Here is a 22,250-nt window from a genome sequence, read left to right as displayed (position 1 = left end):
GGCCCACACCTCCCCGACCAGCAAAGCCCCATAATGTCCGACGCCTTCAAGCCCCTCCTCGCCCGCCTGGCGGACGGACAGACCCTGTCGGAGGATGACGCCGAGGCCTTCTTCGCCGCCTGCCTGCGCGGCGAGCCGACCGCGGCCCAGATCGCCGCCGCCGTCACCGCCATCCGCCTGCGCGGCGAGACGGTGGGCGAGCTGACCGCCTGCGCCCGCGCCATGCGCCGGGCCGCCGTCACCCTCGACCACCCCTATGACGTGGTCGACACCTGCGGCACCGGCGGCGACGGCCTGCACACCTTCAACATCTCCACCGCCAGCGCCCTGGTGGCGGCCGGCGGCGGCCTGAAGATCGCCAAGCACGGCACCCGCGCCCTCTCCTCAAAGTCCGGCTCGTCGGACGTTCTGGCCGCGCTCGGCGTCAAGATCGACGCGGGCCTGGAGCAACAGCGCAAGGCGCTGGACGACGCCAACATCTGCTTCCTGTTCGCCCCGGCCCACCACGGCGCCATGCGCCACGTGCTGCCGATCCGGGCCGAGCTCGGCTTCCGCACCATCTTCAACCTGCTGGGCCCGTTGTCGAACCCGGCCGGGGCCAAACGCCAGGTGCTGGGCGTCTACGACCCCCGTCTCCTCGAACCGCTGGCCCGTGTGCTGGGCGCGCTCGGGGCCGAACGGGCCTGGACCGTCCATGGCTCGGGCATGGACGAAATGACCGTCACCGGTCCGACCATGGTCTGCGAATGGCGCGACGGCGGGGTGCGCAACTTCAACATCACGCCGGACGCCGTCGGCCTGCAGAAGCACAGCCTCGACGAACTGACCGGCGGATCGCCGGAAGTGAACGCCGCCGCCCTGACCCGCATGATCGACGGTGAAAAGGGCGCCTACCGCGACGTGGTCCTGCTCAACGCCGCCGCCGCCTTCCTGATCGGCGACAAGGTCGAGACCCTGCGCGAGGGCGTCGAGCTGGCCGCCGCCGTCATCGACGACGGCCGCGCCAAGGCGGCCCTGGCCGGCCTCATCGCCGCCACCCACAGCTGATGGCCGACATTCTCGCCAGGATCGCCGCCTACAAGCGCGAAGACGTCGCCGCCCGCAAACGCGCCCGCCCGACGGTCGACGCCAGCGGCGCCTCGGCCCCGCGCGGCTTCCGCAAGGCGCTGGAAGCCAGATCCGCCGACCGCCTCGCCCTGATCGCCGAGATCAAGAAGGCCTCCCCGTCCAAGGGCCTGATCCGCGCCGACTTCGACCCGCCGGCCCTGGCCAAGGCTTACGAAGCCGGCGGCGCCGCCTGCCTGTCGGTGCTCACCGACGGCCCCAGCTTCCAGGGCGATGACGCCTACCTCGTCGCCGCCCGGGCCCAGGTCGCCCTGCCCTGCATCCGCAAGGACTTCCTGGTCGATCCCTGGCAGGTGGCCGAGAGCCGGGCGCTGGGCGCCGACGCCATCCTGGTCATCATGGCCATGATCGACGACGCCGTTGCCGCCGACCTGATGGCCGAGGCCGCCCGCCTGGGCATCGACGCCCTGGTCGAGGTCCACGACGAGGCCGAACGCGATCGGGCCTTAGGGCTCGGCGCCACCCTGCTCGGCGTCAACAACCGCGACCTGCGCAGCTTCGTCGTCGACCTGGCCGTCACCGAACGCCTGGCGGTCGATCTTCCCGCCGACATCCTCCTGGTCACCGAAAGCGGCGTCTTCACCCCCGCCGACGCCGCCCGCATGGCCAAGGCCGGGGCCCGGGCCATGCTGGTCGGCGAAAGCCTGATGCGCCAGGCGGACGTGACGGCGGCGACGCGGGCGCTGTTGGCCGCCTGAATAAGTCTAGACATATTCATTTTAGGGGTCCGGCAAGCGGCCTCGCGACCCCCCTGAAACCCACACCGATTATGCCGCGCCCCAAACGCCGAATGTAGGTCGGCCAACGACAAGCCGGCCAACCTCCGGCGACAGCCGACCAACAACCCGACCAACGCTCCGGCCTACATTCGCGCAGCCTCGGCCAACCGCCGGGTCACCCTTTTTCCAACGATTTCAATCCTCAATCAGCGCTCCAGCCCCCTGGCCGGCCAATCGCGCGGTATAATGGTTGGCCGCTTCGATAACAGCCGCGCCGCCGCCATCGCGGTTAACTTGACAGAAAGAAAGAACACCTAGAGAACATTGCCATCGTTTGCGATTTGTTCCCACTGAATCGCGCCTGGAGAGCCTTCGCCATGCTGACCCGCAAGCAGCACGAACTTCTGATGTTCATCCATGAACGCATCAAGGAATCCGGCGTCTCGCCCTCCTTCGACGAGATGAAGGATGCGCTGGACTTGGCCTCCAAGTCCGGCATCCACCGGCTGATCACGGCGCTGGAAGAGCGCGGTTTCCTGCGCCGCCTGGCCCACCGGGCCCGGGCGCTGGAGGTGGTCAAGCTGCCGCAGCAGGCGACGACCTCGGCTCCGGCCGGCGGCCGCCAGACCTTCAAGCCGCAGGTGGTCGAAGGCTCCCGCGCCGCGATGAGCACGCCCGAGCCGGCCAACGATGTGCGCGAGCTCTCCATCCTTGGCCGCATCGCCGCCGGGGTGCCGATCGAGGCCATCCAGCATGAGCGCGACAAGCTGCAGGTGCCGGAAAGCATGCTGGGCGCCGGCGAACACTACGTTCTCGAGGTCGAGGGTGATTCGATGATCGAGGCCGGCATCCTCAACGGCGACTACGTCGTCATCCGCCGCACCGACCAGGCCACCAGCGGCGAGATCGTCGTCGCCCTGGTCGAGGGCGAGACCGCCACCTTGAAGCGCCTGCGCCGCAAGGGGGCCTCCATCGCCCTGGAAGCGGCCAACCCCAAGTACCAGACCCAGATCTACGGCCCCGACCAGGTGGCCGTGCAGGGCAAGCTGGTCGGCCTCATCCGCCGCTATCACTGATGGTCCAGGGCCTGACCCCTCTCAGGGGTTGGGCCCAGACGATCCGCCAGCCATCGCCCCGGCGATAGAGCTCGGCGGAGCCGCCTTCCCTGAAGTCGGCGGCGCTCAGGATCAGGTCGGATCGGCAGTCTTGCGGAGCCTCCGACCGGAACACGACAACCCTGGCCCGGCATAGCTCGGCCAGGGTTTTCTCATCGGGGACACGGCGCTGGTTCCACTGCGCCACCTCACCCAGACACCGGCGGCGATTGCAGTCGAAAAGGTCGGGCGAGTCCGCATCATCCAGGGTCAGCCCCCGCCGGCGCGACCAGACCTCCAGGGCGAAGCGCCGGCTGTCCGGCCGGGCGGCAATCGCCGTCTCCCCCTGTCGCACGGCCAGAGCCGATCCGTCGGAGGCAATCCAAAGGTCAGGCGGCGCCGGGCGGGGCCAGAGGGCGACGGTCAAGGCCAGGGGAATACCCAGCCAGCGCAGTCTGCCCTGCCAAAGGCAGAGGATCAGGATGCCCAGGAAGGCGACAGGCAGGGTCCAGGCTGGTCCGCTGGCCACGGTGACCTGGGCGCCCGGTGTCTGCGCCGTCTGGCCGGCGATGGACAGCATCAGGTCGATGGACCAGCCGGCGACGCCGAGGAAGGGCCCGCCGAGGCCCAGCGGCTCCAACGCCGCGCCGACGGCCAGGAAGGGCATCATCACGAAGCTGGAGATCGGCGCGACCAGCAGATTGGCGACCAGGCCGTAGGAGGCGACCCGGTTGAAGTGGTGCATGGCGAAGGGCCCGGTGGCGAGCCCGGCCACCAGGCTCATGGCGATGCTGGCGACGATCCAGACCCCGACCGCCTGTGGCCAGCGGATCCACCAGGGCGTCGAGATCTCCTTCACCGGCCGGGGCAGCAGTTCGACCAGCGCCACCAGGGCGGCGGTGGCGGCGAAGCTCATCTGGAAACCGGGCTCCGTGGCGGCCTCGGGATACAGGATCAGGATGACCATGGCCGCCACGGCCAGGGCGTCGAGGCTGATGGCCCGGCGGTCGAACAGGATGGCCAGGAAGGCGACGCCGGCGGTGATCGCCGCCCGCACGGCCGGCGATGGCGCGCCGGAGACGATCAGGTAGGTCCCGACGGCGGCCATGCCCAGCAGGGCGGCGGCCCTCTTGCCGTCGATCCGCAGCGCCAGCCAGGGCCATGCGGCGATCAGCAGCCGCGCCATGGCGAAGGCGAAGCCGCCGACGATGGCCATGTGCAGGCCGGAGATGGAGATGATGTGCGCCAATCCCGAAGCCCGCATGGCGTCGGTCTGTTCCCGGGTGATCCAGGCCTCGTGCCCGGTGACCATGGCGGCGGCCAGTCCGCCGGAGTGTTCGCCCATTCGATCGACGATGCGGCGCGCCAGGCTCCAGCGCATGGCGTTGACGCCCATGGCCCAGCGCAGGGCCAATGGCGGCTCCGCCAGGGCGATGACCTGCGGCGCCGACACCGAGAAGCCGACGCCGCCGACCCGATCGAACCAGGCGTCGCGGGCGAAGTCATACGATCCGGGACTGGACGGCGGCGGCGGCGGTCCAAGGCCGGCGCGAAGCCGCACGGCCTGCCCAGGCCCCACCACCGCGCCCTGGTCGACGGTGAGCCGCACGCGGTACGGCAGCTGGTCCTGCTCCACCCCCTCAATCCGCGTCGGTGCAATCAGCAGCCGGCCGCCGCTGGAGCCCGGGCTGGCCACGTCCAGCACCCAGCCCTCGACGATGGTCGGCTTGTCGAAGTTGGGCGCGACCGGGGCCCGCACCAGTTCGGTCCTGACCTTCCCCGCCACCCCGCCGAGTACGATCAGCGCGGCGAGCCCGGCGACCAGGAACCACCCGCCGCCGCGCGTCAGCCGATGGGTAAGCCAGGCCGCCGCCACCGCCAGGGCGCCCAGCAGCAGCGCCAGCCACAACGCCGGCTCCTGCTTCAGCGCCATGTATCCCGCCGCCCCGAACCCGAAAGCGACCGGGGCCCAGAGGCGCCATCTCATCCGCTGAGCGATGACCTCGTCGAGCAGGGTGGGACCGCCCCGAATCCATGTGCTAAGACGCCCGCCCAATCGAGCGGTCCGAGATCCGATGTCCTCCACTACCCCCGTCGTCACACGGTTCGCCCCCTCGCCTACCGGCTCGCTCCACATTGGAGGGGCAAGGACGGCGTTGTTCAACTCCCTGTATGCGCGCCACACCGGCGGCAAGTTCCTGCTGCGCATCGAGGACACCGACCGCGAACGCTCGACCGAGGCCAATGTGCAGGTCATCCTCGACGGCCTGCGCTGGCTGGGCCTGGAATGGGACGGCGAGCCGACCTTCCAGTTCGCCCGCGCCGACCGCCACCGCGAGGCCGTGCAGCAGCTGCTCGACAGCGGCGCCGCCTACCGCTGCTGGCTGTCCGGCGACGAGCTGACCGCCGCCAAGGAAGCCGCCCGCGCCGCCGGCCATGCCCTGCGCTCGCCCTGGCGCGACAAGACCCCCACCGCCGCCGACCTGGCCACGCCGCACGTCGTCCGCTTCAAGGGCCCCAAGAACGGCGACGTCATCGTCCGCGACCTGGTCCAGGGCGACGTCACTTTCCGCAACCGCGATCTCGACGACCTGATCGTGCTGCGCTCGGACGGCGGGCCGACCTACAACCTGGCGGTCATCGTCGACGACCACGACATGGGCGTCACCCATGTCATCCGCGGCGACGACCACCTGAACAACGCCGCCCGCCAGACCCTGATGTACCAGGCCCTTGGCTGGGACGTCCCGGCCTTCGCCCATGTGCCGATGATCAACGGCGAGGACGGCGCCAAGCTGTCCAAACGCCATGGAGCCCAGGCGGTCGGTGAGTTCGCCGACATGGGCTATCTGCCCGAAGCCCTGCGCAACTACCTGGTCCGGCTGGGCTGGAGCCACGGCGACGACGAGCTGTTCAGCGACGAGCAGGCCGCCGAGTGGTTCGATGTCGCGGATGTGAACAAGGCCGCCGCCCGCCTCGACTGGGCCAAGCTCAACCATGTCAACGCCCACTACATCAAGCTGGCCGACGACAGCCGCCTCGCGGGCCTGGTCGCCGAGGTCTTCGCCCGACGGGGGACGCCCCTCGGCGAGCCGCAGATCGCCCGTCTGGCCGAGGCCATGCCGGGCCTCAAGGACCGCGGCAAGACGCTGCTGGAGCTGGCCGATCAGGCCCTCTTCCTGTTCGCCCAACGCCCTGTTTCCATTGACGAAAAGACCCGTGGCCTGCTGACCGACGAGACCGCCGCGCGCCTGCGCCGCCTTGCCGACGCCCTCGCCAGACAGAACGACTGGTCGGCCGAGGCGCTCGCCGCCTGGCTCAAGGCGTTTGCCGAATCCGAGGGCGTGGGCTTTGGCAAGATCGGCCCGCCGCTGCGCGGAATCGTCAGTGGCGGCCACCCCTCTCCCGATATGGGCATTACCCTGAGCGTGCTCGGAAAGGTCGAGACTCTCGGCCGTATTGAGGATGCGCTTTCGCCCGCCAAATGAGGCGCTATAAGGCGTCCCGAACAGACGTTTACCTATCGACTTGAAAGGACCTCGCCGCATGGCTGACAAGGCGACGCTGACCATCGGCGACCAGACCTATGACCTGCCGATCCTCAAGGGGACGACGGGTCCCGACGTAATGGACGTGCGCAAGTTCTACGCGGACTCCGACCTCTTCACCTTCGACCCCGGCTTCACCTCGACGGCCAGCTGCGAGAGCAAGATCACCTATATCGACGGTGACGCCGGCATCCTGCTGCACCGCGGCTACCCGATCGACCAGCTGGCCGAGAAGTCGAGCTTCCTGGAAGTCTGCTACCTGCTCCTGCACGGCGAGCTGCCCAGCGCCGCCGAGTTCGAGAAGTTCGACCACAACATCACCTACCACACGATGTTGCACGCCCAGTTCGACCGCTTCTTCGAGGGCTTCCGCCGCGACGCCCATCCGATGGCGATCATGACCGGCGCGGTCGGCGCCCTGTCGGCCTTCTACGCCGACAGCATCAACGTCGATGACGCCCGCGAGCGCGAGATCAGCGCCCACCGCCTGATCGCCAAGATGCCGACCATCGCCGCCCGCGCCTTCAAGTACCACATGGGCCAGCCCTTCGTGTCGCCGCGCAACAACCTCTCCTACTCGGAGAACTTCCTGCGCATGTGCTTCGCGGTGCCGGCCGAGGACTGGAAGCCCAACCCGATCCTGACCCGGGCCATGGACCGGATCTTCATCCTGCACGCCGACCACGAGCAGAACGCCTCGACCTCGACCGTCCGCCTGGCCGGTTCGTCGGGCGCCCATCCGTTCGCCTGTATCGCCGCCGGCATCGCCTGCCTCTGGGGGCCCAGCCACGGCGGCGCCAACCAGGAAGCCCTGGAGATGCTCGAAGAGATCGGGACGGTCGACAAGATCCCCGAGTTCATCGAGGGGGTAAAGGCCCGCAAGTACAAGCTGATGGGCTTCGGCCACCGGGTGTACAAGAACTTCGACCCGCGGGCGACCGTGATGCAGAAGACCTGCCACGAGGTGCTCGGCGAGCTGGGCATCAACGACCCGCTGCTGGAAGTGGCCATGGAGCTGGAGAAGATCGCCCTCAGCGATCCCTACTTCATCGAGCGCAAGCTGTACCCGAACATCGACTTCTATTCGGGCATCACCCTGCGGGCCATGGGCTTCCCCTCGACCATGTTCACCGTGCTGTTCGCCCTGGCCCGCACGGTCGGCTGGATCAGCCAGTGGAAGGAAATGTTCGAGGATCCGGGCCGCAAGATCGGCCGCCCGCGCCAGCTCTACACCGGCGCCACCAAGCGCGACTACGTCGCCATCGACAAGCGCTGATGACGGCCGGCGTGGTGCGGATCGCTCCCATCGCGCCAGACCAGCTGCCGGCCCTCATGCCGGCGCTGAGCGAGATTCTGATCGAAACAGTGGGGCTGGGGGCCAGTGTCGGGTTCCTGGCCCCTCTGTCTTTGGACGAGGCCGCAGCCTTCTGGACCAAGATCGGCGAGGCGCTGGAGAGCGGCGAGCGGCTGATGTGGGGCGCCTGGGCCGGCAAGCGGCTGGTCGGGACGGTGCAGATCGTCGTCGGCATGCCCGGCAACCAGCAGCACCGCGTGGATCTCGTGAAACTGATGACCCACCCGGCCCACCGCGGCGGCGGCATCGGCGCGGCCCTGACGAAGGCGGCGGAGGCCGAGGCGGCGCGGCTGGGCAAGAGCCTGATCGTGCTCGATACGGTGGCTGACAATCCCGCCCAGCGCCTCTACGAGCGGCTGGGCTACACGGCGGCTGGGGTGATCCCCGACTACGCCCGTTCCAGCGCCGGCCCGCTGGAGCCGACCTGCATCATGTTCAAGCGGATCGTTCCGCCAGGAGCTTGAGCACCGCCTCGGCGGCCTTGTCGGCCGGGTCGCCGTCGGGGCGGCCCATCTTGGCCACCGCCTGGAACTGGGCCTCGATCTGGATGCGGCGCAGTTCCTCGGAGTCGAGTCGGTCGCCGATGGCCGAGGCCAGCATCGGGCCGTTGCAGTCGGTCTGCAGGAGTTCGGGCGCCACGGTGTCCTGGGCGGCGATGTTGAACATCGTCACCCAGGGCGACTTGAAGACCAGCATGACCAGCCGATAGCTGACTGGTCCCAGCCGGTAGCCGACGACCATGGGACAGCCCGCCAAGGCCAGTTCGGTGGTCACCGTGCCGCTGCAGGCCAGGGCCACCGTGCCGGCGGCGAAGGCGTCGTCCTTCAGCGTGGCGTCCTCAAGGACATGCACCGGGAACGGCCAGGCGGCGATCCTGTCCTTGACCATGCCCGCCACCGTCGCCGCCAGCGGCATGACCACCTGCAGGTTCGGCCGGTCGGCCTTGAGCCGCAGGATGGCGTCCTCGAAGGGCGGGAAGACGTGTTTGATCTCGGCCGGCCGGCTGCCGGGCAGGACCAGCAGGATGGGGTCCTCGGGACCGGCCTTGATGTGGGCGCGCAGGCGGCCGGGGTCAGCGCCGGAGAAGTCGCGGATCAGGGTGGGATTGCCGACCGTGGTCACGGGCAGGCCCTCGCGCTCGAACCAGGGGGCGTCGAAGCCGTGGATGGAGAGCAGGTGGTCGACGGACCTGGCCAGGGTCCTGGCCCGCCCCGGCCGGCTGGCCCAGACCTGCGGGCCGACATACTTCACCAGCGGCAGCCTGGGGTCGAGTTTGCGCAGGGCGTGGGCGACGCGCAGCGTGAAGCCCCAGCTGTCGATCAGGACGGCGATGTCAGGCTTCTCGTGGGCCGCCAGGGCGGCGGTCTCGACGACCCGGCGGCGGACCATCGGCAGGGCGCGGACGCCCTCGATGATGCCGAGGATGGAGAGCTGGGCGATGTCGAACGGGCTCTCGACCCCCTGCTCGGCCATCTTCTCCCCGCCGACCCCGACGAAGCGGACGCCGTCGCCGAGGCGGGCCTTCAGCGCCCGGGCCAGACCGGCCCCGAGCGAATCGCCGGACGCCTCGGCGGCGACCAGCATCACTGTGAGAGGTCTGGTCACTGGACCTTGTGCTCGACGCCGAGCACGAAGAGGCCGAACTCGTCGGCGGTGGCGATGACCGCCTCGCGGTCGACGATCAGCAGCCGGCCCGCCTCGCCGACCACGCCCGCCAGGCCGGCCTTGGCGGCGCCGCGGATGGTGGCGACGCCGATGGTCGGCAGGTCGATGCGCAGTTCCTGGATCGGCTTGGGAGCCTTGGCGATGACGCCCTTGAAAGCCCCCGGCACGCCCCGCAGGGCGACCGGCAGCTCGGCGACACGGCGCAGCATGGCGTCGGTGCCTTCCTGCGCCTCAACGGCCAGAACCAGGCCGTTGCAGACCACAGCGCCCTGGCCGACGTCGAGTTGGCCGATCGCCTTGGCCACCTCCAGCGCCCGTTCAATATCCGCCTTATGCTCTGCGGCGGGACTGTGTTTGCCCAGCAGGCCGAGCGGCAGGGTCATGGCCCCGACCGCCTCATGCACCCCTTCGATGGCGAAGCCCTCCTTGGCGAACTCCTCCAGCACCCGGCGCAGCAGGGCGTCGTCGCCGTGGCGGGCGGCGGCGATGATCCCCGGCAGGGCGGCCATGCCCCGCATGTCGGGCTTGAGGGCCGAGAAATCCGGGCGGGCGACGAGGCCGGCGAAGCAGACGGCCTCGCACGTCTCGCGCTTGAGCACCTTGAAGCACTTTCCGAGCTCGGCCAGCCCGACCTCTTCCGACGGATGGCCGATGGTGGCGTCGTCGGCGATGCCCTTGAGACGGATGACGAAATAGGGCCGTCCGGCCTTGCGGCAGTGGTCGGCGATCTCGGCCGGCAGGCCGCCGGCCCCGGCGATCAATCCCAGCTTCTTCAAGGTCTCACGTCTCGCGGCGGGGCAGGCAGAGGGCGCGGTTGGCGTCGACCCGGATGAAATCGAGGATCTCGACCACCTCGGGAATGTCGGAATAGGTCTCGGCCACGTCCTCGAGCCGCTCCTGGAAGGTGCCCTCGTCGGCGAACAGGAGGCGGTAGGCGGCGCGCATGGCGTTGATCCGCTCCCGGTCGAAGCCTCGCCGCTTCAGACCGATCAGGTTCAGCCCTTCGAGGTGGGCGTGGTTGCCCCACACCGAGCCGTAGGGGATGACATCCTTGGTGACGATGCCGCCGCCGCCGATGAAGGCCGAACGGCCGATGCGGCTGAACTGGTGCACCGCCGCCAGCCCGCCGAGGAAGACGAAATCGGCCACCTCCGCATGGCCGCCGATGGCGACGCTGGGGGCCAGGGTGACCCGGTTGCCGATCACCGCGTCATGGCCGACGTGGACGCTGACCATGAACAGGCAGTCGTCGCCGACCTTGGTGACGCCGTGGCCCATCACCGTGCCGGTGTGGATCGAGACGTTCTCGCGGAAGATGTTGCGGGCCCCGACGTCGAGCCGCGTCGGCTCGCCCTTGTGGCCCAGGTGCTGCGGCGGTCCGCCGAGGTTGACGAAGGGATGCAGCACGCAATCCTCGCCCAGGGTGGTGACGCCCTCCAGCACCACATGGCTGCGCAGCTTGCAGCCGCGCCCCAGGGTGACGTCCGGCCCGACCATGCAGAAGGGCCCGATCTCGACCGCCTCGCCCAGCTGGGCAGCCGGATCGACGATCGCCGTGGGGTGGATGGTGGTCATCAGCCCACCATGGCCTTCATGGCGGCGAACTCGGCCTCGGCGCAGACCTTGCCGTTCACCAGCGCCTTGCCCTTGAACTTGAAGATGTCGCCCCGCACGCGGGTGACCTCGACATGCATGCGCAGCACGTCGCCCGGCTTCACCGGGCTGCGGAACCGCACCCCGTCGATCGACATGAAGTAGATGACCATGTTGGAGATATCGATATCCATCGACTTGGACATCATGATCGCGCCGGTCTGGGCCAGGGCCTCGACGATCAGCACGCCCGGCATCACCGGATGGCCGGGGAAGTGGCCCTGGAAGAAGGGCTCGTTGAAGGTCACGCACTTGATGCCGACGATCGAGGTGTTGGCCACGAACTCTTCGCAGCGATCGACCAGCAGGAAGGGATAGCGGTGCGGGATCCGCTTGAGGATCTCGGTGATGTCGATGTCGCCGCCGGCTGCTGGCTGGTCTGCCGTGGTCATGGCTTGGTCGTCCCCTTCCGGCGGGCCGCGTTGGCGACCCAGACCGTCTCCCTCAAGAATTCCCGGAGCGGGCGCCCCGGATATCCGCTCCATACCTCGCCGGCCGGAACATCGCGAATGACGCTCGAGCCGCCGCCGATGCTGGCGCCGTCGCCGACCACCACATGGTCGGCGACGCCGCCCCGGCCGCCGAACGCCACTCCGTCGCCGATCACCGCACTACCGGAGATGCCGACGTAGGCGGCCATCACGCAGTTGCGTCCGACGCGGGCGTTGTGGGCGATGTGGACCAGGTTGTCGACTTTGGTGTTCTCGCCGACGACCGTGTCGTCATAGGCGCCGCGATCGACGCATGAATGGGCCCCGATCGTCACATGGTCCTGCAGGATCACCCGGCCCATCTGCGGCACGTCGACGACGCCGGCCGGTCCGCCCGCGGCGCCAAATCCCGCCTCTCCGATGACGCCGCCCGCGTGGATGGAGACATGGTCGCCGACCAGGGCGAAGCCGACCACGGCTCTCGCCCCGATCCGGCAATGACGGCCGATGGAGACGCCCGGACCGATGACGGCGCCGGGTCCCAGGTGAGTACCCTGGCCGATTCGCGCACCGGGGCCGACAACGACGCCCGGCCCGATGATCACATCGGCCTCGACAACGGCCGTGGCGTCGATCCAGTCGCTTGCGGCAGGCTGCAGGATGGGCTGGCAGAGGGCTTCGGCGGCCTGGGCCCAGGCCGCCTGCGGAAAGCGGGTTTCCAGGGCGACGCAGCCCTCGGGCACGGCGTCGGCCAACGCCGCGGGCACGAAACAGGCGCCGGCTGCGCTGGCCTGCAGCTCGGCCACCCGTTTGCGATCGGTTGCGAAAGCGATGGCGGTTGGGCCGGCGCGGTTGAGCGGCGCGGCCTCGGTAATCAGCAGGTCTCCGGGCCCGGAAACGATCCGGGCGCCGGTCACTTCGGAAAGTTGCCTGAGGGAAAACGGCCCCAGGGCCTCAAAGAAACGGGGATCGGGCATCAATTCCTCGAATCCGACCCCTGAATCTCAGGTCAGCCGGATCAGTTGGTCTTCGGCTTCGGCGCGGCCGGGACGGCCGGCTGAGCAGGCGCGGTGGCGGGAGCCGGAAGCTTGCCCAACACCTTGTAGGTCACCGGGACATTCTGGCCCTTGGCGTTGGCGGCCGCAACCACGGCCGGGGTGATGTCCATGGCCGGGTTGTAGAGCACGGCCGAGCTGTCGGGCAGCAGAATGCTGCACTGCTTGGCCTGGTAGGCCTGGATGACCAGCGGGTCCATCAGCCGCGAGAAGGCGCCCAGCGCCTCGTTGCGCGTGCGCTCCAGCTCGGCCTGACGCAGGTTCAGGCGGCCTTCCAGGTTGGCGCCCTCGGAATCGAGGTCCAGCTTGGTCTTGTTGAGGGCCAGCGCGTCGGCGTCGGGCTTACGGGCGTCCTCGGCGAACTTCTTCTGCTTGGCCTGCAGCGCGTTGTTGGCGTTCGTCAGCTCGTAGTTGACGTTGTTTTTCATCGTGTTGAGGCTGTTCAGCAGCCCCTTGCCGGCGTTCGAATTCTCGAGCGCGGTGCCGATGTTCCAGACGCAGATGCCGGCGACGGGGGCGCCGTGGGTGATCGGCAGCGGGGCCGGACCCGCCGGCTTCGGCGGAGCTGTCTGGGCGGCGGCGGCGCTGGCGAAGGCCAGAACGGCGACCGCGCCGAGAGCGCGGGCCGCGAGGGACTTGATGTGCATGAGAGGTCAGAACCTTGTGGAGGTGGAGAACCGGAACGTTTCGGTCTTGTCGTAGTCTTCTTTGGCCAAAACTTGGCTGAAGTCGAAGCGGATCGGCCCCATGGGCGAGCGCCAGTGGATCGACAGGCCGGCCGAGGCGCGCAGGCCGAGGTCGTCCTTGATGGCCGGATCGAACACGCCCGGCGAGGTCTGGCGATCGACGTCGTCCAGCAGGCCGACCGTGCCGATGTCAGTGAACAGCGAAGCCTTGATGCCGTACTGCTCTGGCAGGAAGGTCGGCACCGTCAGTTCGGCCGTGCCGATGGCGTACATCTTGCCGCCCAAGGCGTCGCCGCGATCCTTGGCCGTGTCACGCGGGCCGATACCGGCCGTCTCGAAGCCGCGGAAGGTGTTGCCGCCCTTGTAGAAGCGGTCGTTGATCCGCACCGTGTCGCCACGCCAGCCGGCGGTGTAGCCGGCCGATCCGGTGGCGCTGAAAATGAAGTCCTTGTTGAAGCCGTAGTACCAGCCAGCGCTGGTTTCAGTGCGCAGGTAGTTCACGTCGCCGCCGATACCGGCCAGGTCCTGCGACAATTCGACATAGAAGCCGCGGGTCGGCCGTTGCGGGTCGTTCCGGCGGTCGAGGCGCACGGTGTAGCCGAGCGAGGAGGTGATGTTCGAGCCGCGCTGGTCACAGAGCGTGGCCGAGACGGAACCACCGGTGCAAAGCGTGTCGGCCACCTGCACGTCGTCACTGCGCAGGACGTAGCGCAGGCCCATCGAGGCGTTGGACGTCAGCGGGAAGCCGACGCGCAGGTTCATACCGGTGGAGGAGGTGTCGAACGCGGTCTGCTGGCTGAAATCGTAGCGGTAGGTGTAGAGATCGATCCCGGCCAGCAGGTCGCGGCCCAGGAAGCGTGGCTCGGTGAACGAGAAGTCCACCTGCTGGCGCAGCGAGCCGACCGAGATGCGGGCGCGCAGGTTCTGGCCCCGGCCGCGGAAGTTCCGCTCCGAGATGCCCAGGTCGATGATCAGTTGGTCAACCGAGCTGTAGCCGGCGCTGAACGACAGTTCGCCGGTCGGCTGTTCTTCGACCTTGACCCGCAGGCCGGTGCGGTCGGGCGCCGTGCCCGGCACTTCCTCGATGTCGACTTCCTTGAAGTAGCCAAGCCCACGGATCTGGCTCTTGGAGCGGTCGACGTAGACGCGGTTGTAGGCGTCGCCCTCGGACACCAGCATCTCGCGGCGAATGACCGAGTCGAGGGTGCGGTTGTTGCCGACGATGTCGATGCGGTCGATGTAGACGCGCGGGCCTTCACGCACCGAGAACACCACGTCGACCGTGCGGGTCTCGCGGTTGGGCACGTAGCGCGGGCGGACGTCGACGAAGGCGAAGCCGGCGGCGCCGGCCGCGAAGGTCAGGGCGTCGGTTGCCTGCTCGATCTTCTCGTCCTGATAGATCTCGCCAGCCCGGATCGGCAGCAGCTGCTCCAGCACGGTGCCGTCGAGCTTCTTCAGCTCGGTCTCGACGCTGATCTTGCCGAACTTGTACTTCACGCCCTCTTCGAGCGTGTAGGTGACCACAAAGCCGTTGCGGTTGGGGGCCAGCTCGGCGACGGCCGAGACGACGCGGAAGTCGTAGTAGCCGCGGTTGCGGTAGTGCTTGCGCAGCTGCTCCTTGTCGTACTCGAGGCGGTCGGGGTCGTAGTTGTCGTTGGTCGACAGGAATTTGTACCAGGCGCTCTCCTTGGTCACGACCACATCCGCCAGGTCGCCGTCGGAGAACTGCTCGTTGCCCAGGAAGTTGACGTCGAGGACGCCGCTCTTGGGGCCTTCGTTGATTTCGAAGATCAGGTCGACGCGCTTCTGCGGCAGCTCGACCACCTTGGGCGTCACGGTCGCCGAGATGCGGCCCGAGCGGCGGTAGAGTTCGATGATGCGCTGGACGTCGGACTGAACCTTGGCGCGGGTGAAGATGCCCCGCGGCCGGATGCTCAGCTCTTCCTTGATCTTGTCGTCCTTGACCGAGGAATTGCCCTCGAAGACCACCTTGTTGATGATCGGGTTTTCGACCACCCGGACGTTCAGGTCGCCGCCCTGCAGGTCAATCTTCACGTCGGCGAACAGTTCGGTGCGGAACAGGGTCTTCAGCGCCAGGTCGATTCGCGCCGAATCGACCTGCTCACCCGGTTGGATCGGGATGTAGGAGGCGATGGTCGAGGCTTCGATCCGCTCATTGCCGATGACGACGATGCGCTGCACCACGCCCGTCTGGGTCTGGGCGAAAGCGACCGCCGGCGTCATCAGGGCCGTCGATCCCATCAGCAGGGCCAGGCCCGTGAGGACGGCGGCGCCGTGGCGTCGAGAATGCATCATGAGGTCTGCCATCAAGGATACGAACGAGCTCACGAGAAGAGGTCGCCCAGGAAAGTGAACACACGCAGCCGCTGGAGGTCGTTCCAGGTGGCGAACAACATGAAACCGACGAGCAAGGCAAGACCAAGGCGGTACGAAACGGCCTGGATACGCACCGGAAGTGGCCGCCGGGCCACGGCCTCGTAGGCATAGAAAACCAGGTGGCCGCCGTCGAGAACCGGCAACGGCAACAGGTTCATGAAGCCGACGCTGATCGACAGGTAGGCCGCCAGGCTGAGCAGGGCGACGAGCGCGCCGAGCAGGCCCCAGGCGGCGTTGGGCGCGCCCTCGGCGCCGGCCTGGGCCATCTTTCCGGCAGTGTTGCCGATGCCGAGCAGGCTGCCGATCTGGTCGGCCGGAATCTTGCCAGTGACCACCTTGCTCAGATAGCTGACCGTCATGCTGAGGGTGTTCCAGGTCTGGCTGGCGCCATACCCGACGGCCTCAACCGGATTCAGGTGGCGGCGCTCGACCTTCATGTCGGGGTGGGCGCCCAGACCCAACATGCCGACCTTGATGTGGCCGTTGATGCGGTCGTTGATCTCGCTGAGCACCGGCGTCGCGGTGACGGTCAGCGGCGCGCCGTCGCGGGTCAGCTCGATGGTGACCGGCGCGCCGGCGTGGCTGCGGGTAAACACCACAAGGTCGACGAAGCTGCGAATCGGCGTGCCGTTCATGCGCTGGATGACGTCGCCGTCGCGGATGCCGGCCACGGCGGCCGGGCCGGCCGGCTCGCTGATGCGGACCTTGGGCTCGTAGGTGGTCTCGCCGACGGCCATGGCCAGGCCGGCGAACAGCACGATGGCCAGGAGGAAGTTGGCGATTGGCCCGGCGGCGGTGATGATCGCCCGCTGCCACAGGGGCTTGAACTGGAAGTAGCGTCCCAGCGCCGCCTCGCCCCGGGTCTCGATGACCGCCTGACGAAGGGCCTGCAGATCGTCCTGATCGGGCACGCTGGCGGCGTTCTCGTCGCCGGCGAAGCGGACATAGCCGCCCAGCGGCAGCCAGCCGACCTGCCACTGGACACCCTGTTTGTCGCGCCAGAAGAACAGCGGCTTGCCGAAGCCGATCGAGAAGCGATCGATCTCGGTGTCGAAAACCCGCCCCGCCCAGTAGTGGCCAAGCTCGTGCACGACCACGACGATGCCGAGCACGAAGACGAAGGCCAGCAGGGCCACGGGAATGAAGGAGACGACGCCCGACATAGTCTGCCCCTACGCCGCGTGCGCGGCGGCGAGGCGACTGACGACCTCGGTGGCCACGCGCCGGGCGCTGGCGTCGATGATCATGGCAGCCTCCAGTTCGTCGCCCCCCAACTGGTCGCTCAGCTCCCAGCCGCCATTGAGGCGATCCAGGGTGTCCTGGACGGACCCGGCAATATCAAGAAACCCGATACGGCGGTCAAGGAAGGCCCCGACCGCCACCTCATTAGCGGCGTTCATTGCGGCGGGGGCGTGACCGCCCATGCGCAAGGCCTCGCGGGCGATGGCGATGGCGGGGAACCGCTTGAGGTCCGGCGCCTCGAAGGTCAGCTGGCCGATGGCGGCCAGATCGAGCGGCGCGGCCGGCCAGGACAGCCGGTCCGGCCAGGCATAGGCGCAGGCGATCGGACTGCGCATGTCCGGCGGTCCCAGCTGGGCCAATGTCGATCCGTCCGTGTATTCGACCATGGAATGGATGATGGACTGCGGATGGACGACGATGTCGATCTGGTTCTCCGGGGTGGCGAACAGGTAGCTGGCCTCCACCATCTCCAGGCCCTTGTTCATCATGGTCGCCGAATCGACGCTGATCTTGGCGCCCATGCTCCAGTTGGGGTGGGCGACGGCCTGTTCGGGCGTCACCGCGCGCATGGCCTCGTAGGTCCAGGTCCGGAACGGCCCGCCCGAGGCGGTGAGGATCAGGCGGCGAACCTTGTCCCGGCAGGGGTCCTGCAGCACCTGAAAGATGGCCGAATGCTCGGAATCGACGGGGATAATTACCCCGCCGGCCCGGCGCGCCGCCTCCAGCACGCCCGGACCGCCACAGACCAGGCTTTCCTTGTTGGCCAGCGCCACGATGGCGCCGCGGCGGGCGGCGGCCAGGGTCGGGGCCAGACCTGCGGAGCCGACGATGGCCGACATCACCCACTCGGCGTCCAGCTCGGCGGCGGCCTTGACGGCGGCCGTGCCCGCGGCGGTCTCGATGCCCGAGCCGGCCAGCCGCTCGCGCAGCACCGGCAGCAGGCTCTCGTCCTCGATCACCGCCAGTCGGGGCCGCCATTTCCGCGCCTGCTCGGCCAGCTTTTCGACATTGCGGCCGGCGGTCAGGGCGATGATCTCGACCTGCGCGCCCGAGCCCTCGAACAGGCTCAGCGTCGAGACGCCGATCGAGCCCGTGGAGCCCAGGATGGTGACGGTACGGGTCAAATCCCCCAACCCCAATGCTGTACGAGACGCGCGGCGGCCACCACCATGACGGCGAACATCAGCCCGTCGACCCGGTCCAGCATGCCGCCGTGGCCGGGGATGATGCCGCCGGTGTCCTTCACTCCGAAGCGGCGCTTGAGCATCGATTCCCACAGGTCGCCGGCCATGGTCGCCAGGCCGGTCAGCAGGCCGACGAAGACCGCGCCCGGGAAGCCGATGAAGCGGTGGCCGAAGGCGATGGAGATGGCCAGCACGATGGCCCCGGTCAGCATGGCGCCGCCCAGGCCGCCCCAGAAGCCGCTCCAGGTCTTGTTGGGCGAGAAGCGCGGCCACAGCTTTGGGCCCTTCAGCGTGCTGCCGACGGCGAAGGCCATGATGTCGGTCCACCAGGTGACGGCGAACAGATAGACCGTCCAGGGCGCGCCCTCGGGCATGTCGCGCAGCCAGACCATCGCGATGCCGGCCGGAGCGATGTAGATGACGCCGTAGGCGGCGTCGGGGACGTGGGCGGTCAGGCGGAAGGCCACCAGGGTGGTCAGGCCGCAGCCGACCAGGATGGCGCCCCAGGCGGCCACCCAATACCGCTCGGCGTGCGGCCAGTCGCCGTGGCTGGCCAGGCCGGCGACATGGGCCAGGACGATGGCGGTGATGACGCTGGCGCCGATGATGAAGCCGACGCGGATCGGGGCCGAGGGGGCCACCAGCCGCCCCCACTCGCGGGCCAGCAGGGCGCCGACGATGCAGATCAGCACGGTGTAGGTCCAGCCGCCCAGCCAGACGGCGAGCGCCACCGCCGGAATGATGGCGAAGGCGGAGATCAATCGAACCCGCAGGTTCTTCCAGTCGAAACGCTTAGCCTGTGGCGAGGACGTCATTGGTCGTCACTCCGCCGTAGCGTCGCTCGCGTGAGCGGAATTCCCCGACCGCGGCGGCAAGGTGATCGGGGCCATAGTCGGGCCAGTAGACGTCCTGGAAGACGAGTTCGGCGTAGGCGCATTCCCATAGAAGGAAGTTGGAGATGCGCCGTTCCCCGCTGGTCCGGACAATGACGTCCGGGGCCGGAACGCCGGAGGTCGAGAGATGGCTCTCGAACAGCTGCTCGTCGAGGTCTTCCGGGCGCGCCTCGCCCCGGGCGACGGCCTCGGCGAACTTGCGGGCGGCATCGACCAGGTCGGCCTGGCCGCCATAGTTGAAAGCCACCTGCAGGCGGAAACGGGTGTTGTTCTCGGTGCGCCGCTCGGCCCGTTCGATGATCTCGAGGATGTCGGGGCGCAGGCCGGTGCGGCGGCCCAGGATGGTGACCTTGACCCCCTCGCGGGCCAGCCGGTCGAGATCGCTCTCAACATAGGCCTTGAGCAGGTTCATCAGCTCGCTGACCTCGGCCATCGGCCGGCGCCAGTTCTCGGTCGAGAAGCCGAACACGGTCAGGGTGGTGACGCCGATGTCCGGCGCCCCCTCGACGGTGCGTTTCAACGCCTTGACGCCCTCGCGGTGGCCCAGCGTGCGCGGCAGCCCGCGTCGCTTCGCCCAGCGGCCGTTGCCGTCCATGATGATGGCGACGTGCAGGCCCTCGACCGGGTCCCCGGCCGGGACTTGTCCCCGCTGCGTTGCACCATCCTTTGGGGGCATCACTTTCCCTGTCTCATCCGGAGTCCCGCGCGCGTCCGGACAATCAGACCTGCATGATCTCTTGTTCCTTGATTTTCAAGGCTTCGTCGATCTTGTGGACGTGGTCGTCGGTGGTCTTCTGGACCTCGGTTTCGAGCTTCTTCTGCTCGTCCTCGGTGATCACCGTGTCCTTCTGGGCCTTCTTGATGTCGTCCATGGCGTCGCGGCGGACGTTGCGGACGGCGATCTTCTGCTGCTCGGCGTATTTGCCAGCGATCTTGACCAGGTCCTTGCGGCGATCCTCGGTCAGCGGCGGGATCGGGATGCGCAGGTTGGTGCCCTCGACGACGGGGTTCAGGCCCAGGCCGGCCGAGCGGATGGCCTTCTCGACTGAAACCACGACGCCCTTGTCCCAGACGCTGACGCTGATCGAGCGCGGCTCGGGCACGCTGACCGAACCGACCTGGTTCAGAGGCACCGTCGAGCCATAGGCGTCGACCATGACCTGGTCGAGCAGGCTGGCCGAGGCGCGGCCGGTGCGCAGGCTGCTGAATTCTTCCTTCAGGGCGGCGACCGCCTTGGTCATCCGGCTGGAGTAGGTCGCGACGACCGGTTTTTCGCCATTGGCCATGGTCTTCAAATCCTCTTCTCGCCGCCGACGATAGCGGACGGGGTTTTCAGATCCCGTCAAGCCGCCGCGCGGTTCCCGTTCTTGAGCGTGTTGTATATCAGGAGTCTTCGGTGATCACGGTGTGCACGCCCTGGCCGTGCAGCACCTTGAGCAGGTTGCCCCGCTCGCGGATCGAGAACACCACGATCGGGATCTTGTTCTCGCGCATCAGGCTGATGGCGGAGGCGTCCATGACCTTCAGGTCCTGGGCCAGCACCTCGTGATAGGTCAGACGGTCGTAGCGGGTGGCCGTCTTGTCCTTCTTCGGGTCGGCCGTGTAGACGCCGTCGACGCTGGTGCCCTTGAACAGGGCGTCGCTCTGCATCTCGGCGGCGCGCAAGGCGGCGCCGGAATCGGTGGTGAAGAAGGGGTTGCCGGTGCCGGCGGCGAAGATCACCACCCTGCCCTTTTCCAGATGCCGCTGGGCCCGACGACGGATCAGCGGCTCACAGACGGTCGGCATGGGGATGGCCGACTGCACCCGGGTCTGCACCCCGATGCGCTCCAGGGCGTCCTGCATGGCCAGGGCGTTCATGACGGTGGCCAGCATGCCCATGTAGTCGGCGCTGGCCCGCTCCATGCCCTTGGCGGCCCCGGCCATGCCACGGAAGATGTTGCCGCCGCCGATCACCAGGCTGAGCTCGACGCCCGCCTCGACCACCTGCTTGATGTCCTGGGCCACGGCCTCGACCGTGGGCATGTCGATGCCGAAGGCGGTCTCGCCCATCAGCACCTCGCCCGACACCTTCAGCAGGACCTTCTTGTAACGCAGCTTGGACATGCCGGAGGGCCCTTCAGAGTGCGTTCCGATAAGTGGGAACCGGTTATCGGAACAAACGCGCGACAACAAAGAAGCTGGAGCAGACCTGCTCCAGCGAGTCGGGAAATCTACATAAACCAAGGGCGCCCCCAGCGTCAGCCGGGAGCGCCCTCTTTAGTTCGGTAACAGACGGATCAGTTCCCGCCGGTCATCGAGGCCACTTCAGCGGCGAAATCAGGCGCATCGGCCTTTTCGACGCCTTCACCCAGGCCCAGGCGGACGAAACCCTTGATGGTCGCGCCGGCTTCGGCGACCAGCGCCTTGATGGTCTGGTCGGGGTTCATGACGAAGGGCTGCTCGAGCAGCACGACTTCACGCTGGAACTTGGAGATCTGGCCGTCGACGATCTTGGCGATCATGTTTTCCGGACGGCCTTCTTCCTTGGCCTTCTCGGTCAGGACGGCGCGCTCGCGCTCCACCGCCGCCGGGTCGAGGTCTTCCGACGACAGCGACAGCGGGTTGGTGGCGGCCACATGCATGGCGATCTTGCGGCCGAGTTCCTGCAGCGTGGCCTGGTCGCCATCGCCTTCCAGGGCGACCAGCACGCCGATCTTGCCCAGTTCCGGGGCGACGGCGTTGTGGACGTAGGCCGAGACCGAGCCCTTGGCGACGCTGAACTTGGCCGAGCGACGCACGGCCATGTTCTCGCCGATGGTGGCGATCAGGTTGGTGACCATGTCGGCGACGACTTCGCCGTCGGCGGTCTTGGCGGCGCGCACGGACTCGACGTCGCCGTCGGTCCCGAGGGCGACGGCCGCGACCTTGCGGGCGGCGGCCTGGAACAGGTCGTTGCGGGCCACGAAGTCGGTTTCGGCGTTCAGCTCGATGACCGCGCCCGACATGCCGGCGCCGTCCTTCTGCAGGGCGACGGCGACCAGGCCTTCAGCGGCGGCGCGGTCGGCCTTCTTGGCGGCCTTGGAGAGGCCCTTGGAGCGCAGCCAGTCGGTGGCCGATTCCATGTCGCCGTTGTTTTCGACGAGCGCCTTCTTGCAGTCCATCATGCCGGCGCCGGACTTTTCGCGCAGTTCCTTGACGAGGGCAGCGGTGACTTCCGCCATG

21 protein-coding genes are annotated in these 22,250 nt (G+C 68.2%); 6 read left to right on the top strand and 15 right to left on the bottom strand.

Translation table 11 applies throughout. The annotated features are described in order from the left end of the window. The first annotated feature begins 33 nt into the window (after nt 1–33). The 3 genes from trpD (at nt 34) to lexA (ending at nt 2,920) form a co-directional block, all read left to right on the top strand. Nucleotides 34–1,047: an anthranilate phosphoribosyltransferase gene (gene trpD, locus AC1RSK_RS22235; protein WP_492909880.1), complete on the top strand. Its 1,014-nt coding sequence runs from the start codon at nt 34–36 to the stop codon at nt 1,045–1,047. Then, nucleotides 1,047–1,823 carry an indole-3-glycerol phosphate synthase TrpC gene (gene trpC, locus AC1RSK_RS22230; protein ID WP_492909879.1) on the top strand — a complete coding sequence of 259 codons (777 nt, stop codon included), beginning with the start codon at nt 1,047–1,049 and terminating at the stop codon, nt 1,821–1,823. The genes trpD and trpC overlap by 1 nt, the downstream gene beginning before the upstream one ends. Nucleotides 1,824–2,221: 398 nt before the next feature. After that, complete coding sequence (gene lexA / locus AC1RSK_RS22225; RefSeq protein ID WP_492909878.1) at nt 2,222–2,920, top strand: transcriptional repressor LexA; 699 nt, start codon at nt 2,222–2,224, stop codon at nt 2,918–2,920. Here the strand turns inward: lexA and AC1RSK_RS22220 are convergent. Continuing rightward, nucleotides 2,901–4,871: a ComEC/Rec2 family competence protein gene (locus tag AC1RSK_RS22220; RefSeq protein ID WP_492909877.1), complete on the bottom strand. Its 1,971-nt coding sequence runs from the start codon at nt 4,869–4,871 to the stop codon at nt 2,901–2,903. The two genes, lexA and AC1RSK_RS22220, sit on opposite strands and share 20 nt — an antisense overlap. 142 nt (nt 4,872–5,013) lie before the next feature. On the opposite strand from AC1RSK_RS22220, the gene gltX reads away from it, so the two are divergent. From gltX to AC1RSK_RS22205, 3 genes are read left to right on the top strand one after another with little or no spacing between them, the layout of a single operon-like run. Then, nucleotides 5,014–6,426 carry a glutamate--tRNA ligase gene (gene gltX / locus AC1RSK_RS22215; RefSeq protein WP_492909876.1) on the top strand — a complete coding sequence of 471 codons (1,413 nt, stop codon included), beginning with the start codon at nt 5,014–5,016 and terminating at the stop codon, nt 6,424–6,426. 58 nt (nt 6,427–6,484) lie between these two features. Beyond that, nucleotides 6,485–7,762, top strand: coding sequence for a citrate synthase (gene gltA / locus AC1RSK_RS22210; protein ID WP_492909875.1), 1,278 nt, complete (start codon nt 6,485–6,487; stop codon nt 7,760–7,762). Further along, on the top strand, nt 7,762–8,304 hold the full coding sequence (locus tag AC1RSK_RS22205) for a GNAT family N-acetyltransferase (RefSeq protein WP_492909874.1): 543 nt from the start codon (nt 7,762–7,764) through the stop codon (nt 8,302–8,304). The genes gltA and AC1RSK_RS22205 overlap by 1 nt, the downstream gene beginning before the upstream one ends. On the opposite strand, the gene lpxB is transcribed toward AC1RSK_RS22205, so the two are convergent. From lpxB to tsf, 14 genes are all read right to left on the bottom strand, one after another. Then, entirely contained in the window at nt 8,276–9,445 is a 1,170-nt protein-coding gene (gene lpxB / locus AC1RSK_RS22200) for a lipid-A-disaccharide synthase (RefSeq protein ID WP_492909873.1), read from the bottom strand. The genes AC1RSK_RS22205 and lpxB overlap by 29 nt on opposite strands. Beyond that, nucleotides 9,442–10,281 carry a UDP-2,3-diacylglucosamine diphosphatase gene (gene lpxI / locus AC1RSK_RS22195; RefSeq protein WP_492909872.1) on the bottom strand — a complete coding sequence of 280 codons (840 nt, stop codon included), beginning with the start codon at nt 10,279–10,281 and terminating at the stop codon, nt 9,442–9,444. Before lpxI ends, lpxB begins: the two co-directional genes overlap by 4 nt. Nucleotides 10,282–10,285: 4 nt before the next feature. Continuing rightward, the gene (gene lpxA, locus AC1RSK_RS22190; protein ID WP_492909871.1) at nt 10,286–11,080 is read right to left on the bottom strand and encodes an acyl-ACP--UDP-N-acetylglucosamine O-acyltransferase; all 795 of its coding nucleotides are present in this window, start codon (nt 11,078–11,080) and stop codon (nt 10,286–10,288) included. Beyond that, nucleotides 11,080–11,550, bottom strand: a complete 471-nt coding sequence (gene fabZ / locus AC1RSK_RS22185) for a 3-hydroxyacyl-ACP dehydratase FabZ (protein WP_492909870.1) — start codon at nt 11,548–11,550, stop codon at nt 11,080–11,082. Before fabZ ends, lpxA begins: the two co-directional genes overlap by 1 nt. Next, nucleotides 11,547–12,566: a UDP-3-O-(3-hydroxymyristoyl)glucosamine N-acyltransferase gene (gene lpxD / locus AC1RSK_RS22180; protein ID WP_492909869.1), complete on the bottom strand. Its 1,020-nt coding sequence runs from the start codon at nt 12,564–12,566 to the stop codon at nt 11,547–11,549. The genes fabZ and lpxD overlap by 4 nt, the downstream gene beginning before the upstream one ends. A gap of 41 nt (nt 12,567–12,607) precedes the next feature. After that, entirely contained in the window at nt 12,608–13,291 is a 684-nt protein-coding gene (locus AC1RSK_RS22175) for an OmpH family outer membrane protein (RefSeq protein ID WP_492909868.1), read from the bottom strand. 6 nt (nt 13,292–13,297) lie between these two features. Next, on the bottom strand, nt 13,298–15,658 hold the full coding sequence (gene bamA / locus AC1RSK_RS22170; protein WP_492909867.1) for an outer membrane protein assembly factor BamA: 2,361 nt from the start codon (nt 15,656–15,658) through the stop codon (nt 13,298–13,300). A gap of 17 nt (nt 15,659–15,675) precedes the next feature. Next, complete coding sequence (gene rseP, locus AC1RSK_RS22165; RefSeq protein WP_492909866.1) at nt 15,676–16,890, bottom strand: RIP metalloprotease RseP; 1,215 nt, start codon at nt 16,888–16,890, stop codon at nt 15,676–15,678. A 9-nt stretch (nt 16,891–16,899) separates the two neighbouring features. Next, nucleotides 16,900–18,102: a 1-deoxy-D-xylulose-5-phosphate reductoisomerase gene (gene dxr / locus AC1RSK_RS22160; protein ID WP_492909865.1), complete on the bottom strand. Its 1,203-nt coding sequence runs from the start codon at nt 18,100–18,102 to the stop codon at nt 16,900–16,902. After that, nucleotides 18,090–18,968, bottom strand: a complete 879-nt coding sequence (locus AC1RSK_RS22155) for a phosphatidate cytidylyltransferase (protein ID WP_492909864.1) — start codon at nt 18,966–18,968, stop codon at nt 18,090–18,092. The genes dxr and AC1RSK_RS22155 overlap by 13 nt, the downstream gene beginning before the upstream one ends. Next, nucleotides 18,946–19,722, bottom strand: a complete 777-nt coding sequence (gene uppS / locus AC1RSK_RS22150) for a polyprenyl diphosphate synthase (protein WP_492909863.1) — start codon at nt 19,720–19,722, stop codon at nt 18,946–18,948. Before uppS ends, AC1RSK_RS22155 begins: the two co-directional genes overlap by 23 nt. Before the next feature lie 43 nt (nt 19,723–19,765). Next, the gene (frr, locus tag AC1RSK_RS22145) at nt 19,766–20,332 is read right to left on the bottom strand and encodes a ribosome recycling factor (protein WP_492909862.1); all 567 of its coding nucleotides are present in this window, start codon (nt 20,330–20,332) and stop codon (nt 19,766–19,768) included. Nucleotides 20,333–20,429: 97 nt separating this feature from the next. Then, a complete protein-coding gene (pyrH, locus tag AC1RSK_RS22140; protein ID WP_492909861.1) occupies nt 20,430–21,152 on the bottom strand; it encodes a UMP kinase in 723 nt (240 codons plus the stop codon). A gap of 173 nt (nt 21,153–21,325) precedes the next feature. After that, a complete protein-coding gene (gene tsf, locus AC1RSK_RS22135; protein ID WP_492909860.1) occupies nt 21,326–22,249 on the bottom strand; it encodes a translation elongation factor Ts in 924 nt (307 codons plus the stop codon). Nucleotide 22,250: the final 1 nt, after the last annotated feature.

Source organism: Caulobacter sp. GW821-FHT11A05 (genome assembly GCF_058809015.1).
The sequence above is the reverse complement of the archived record's forward strand: the minus strand, read 5'-3'. Positions and strand labels throughout refer to the sequence as shown.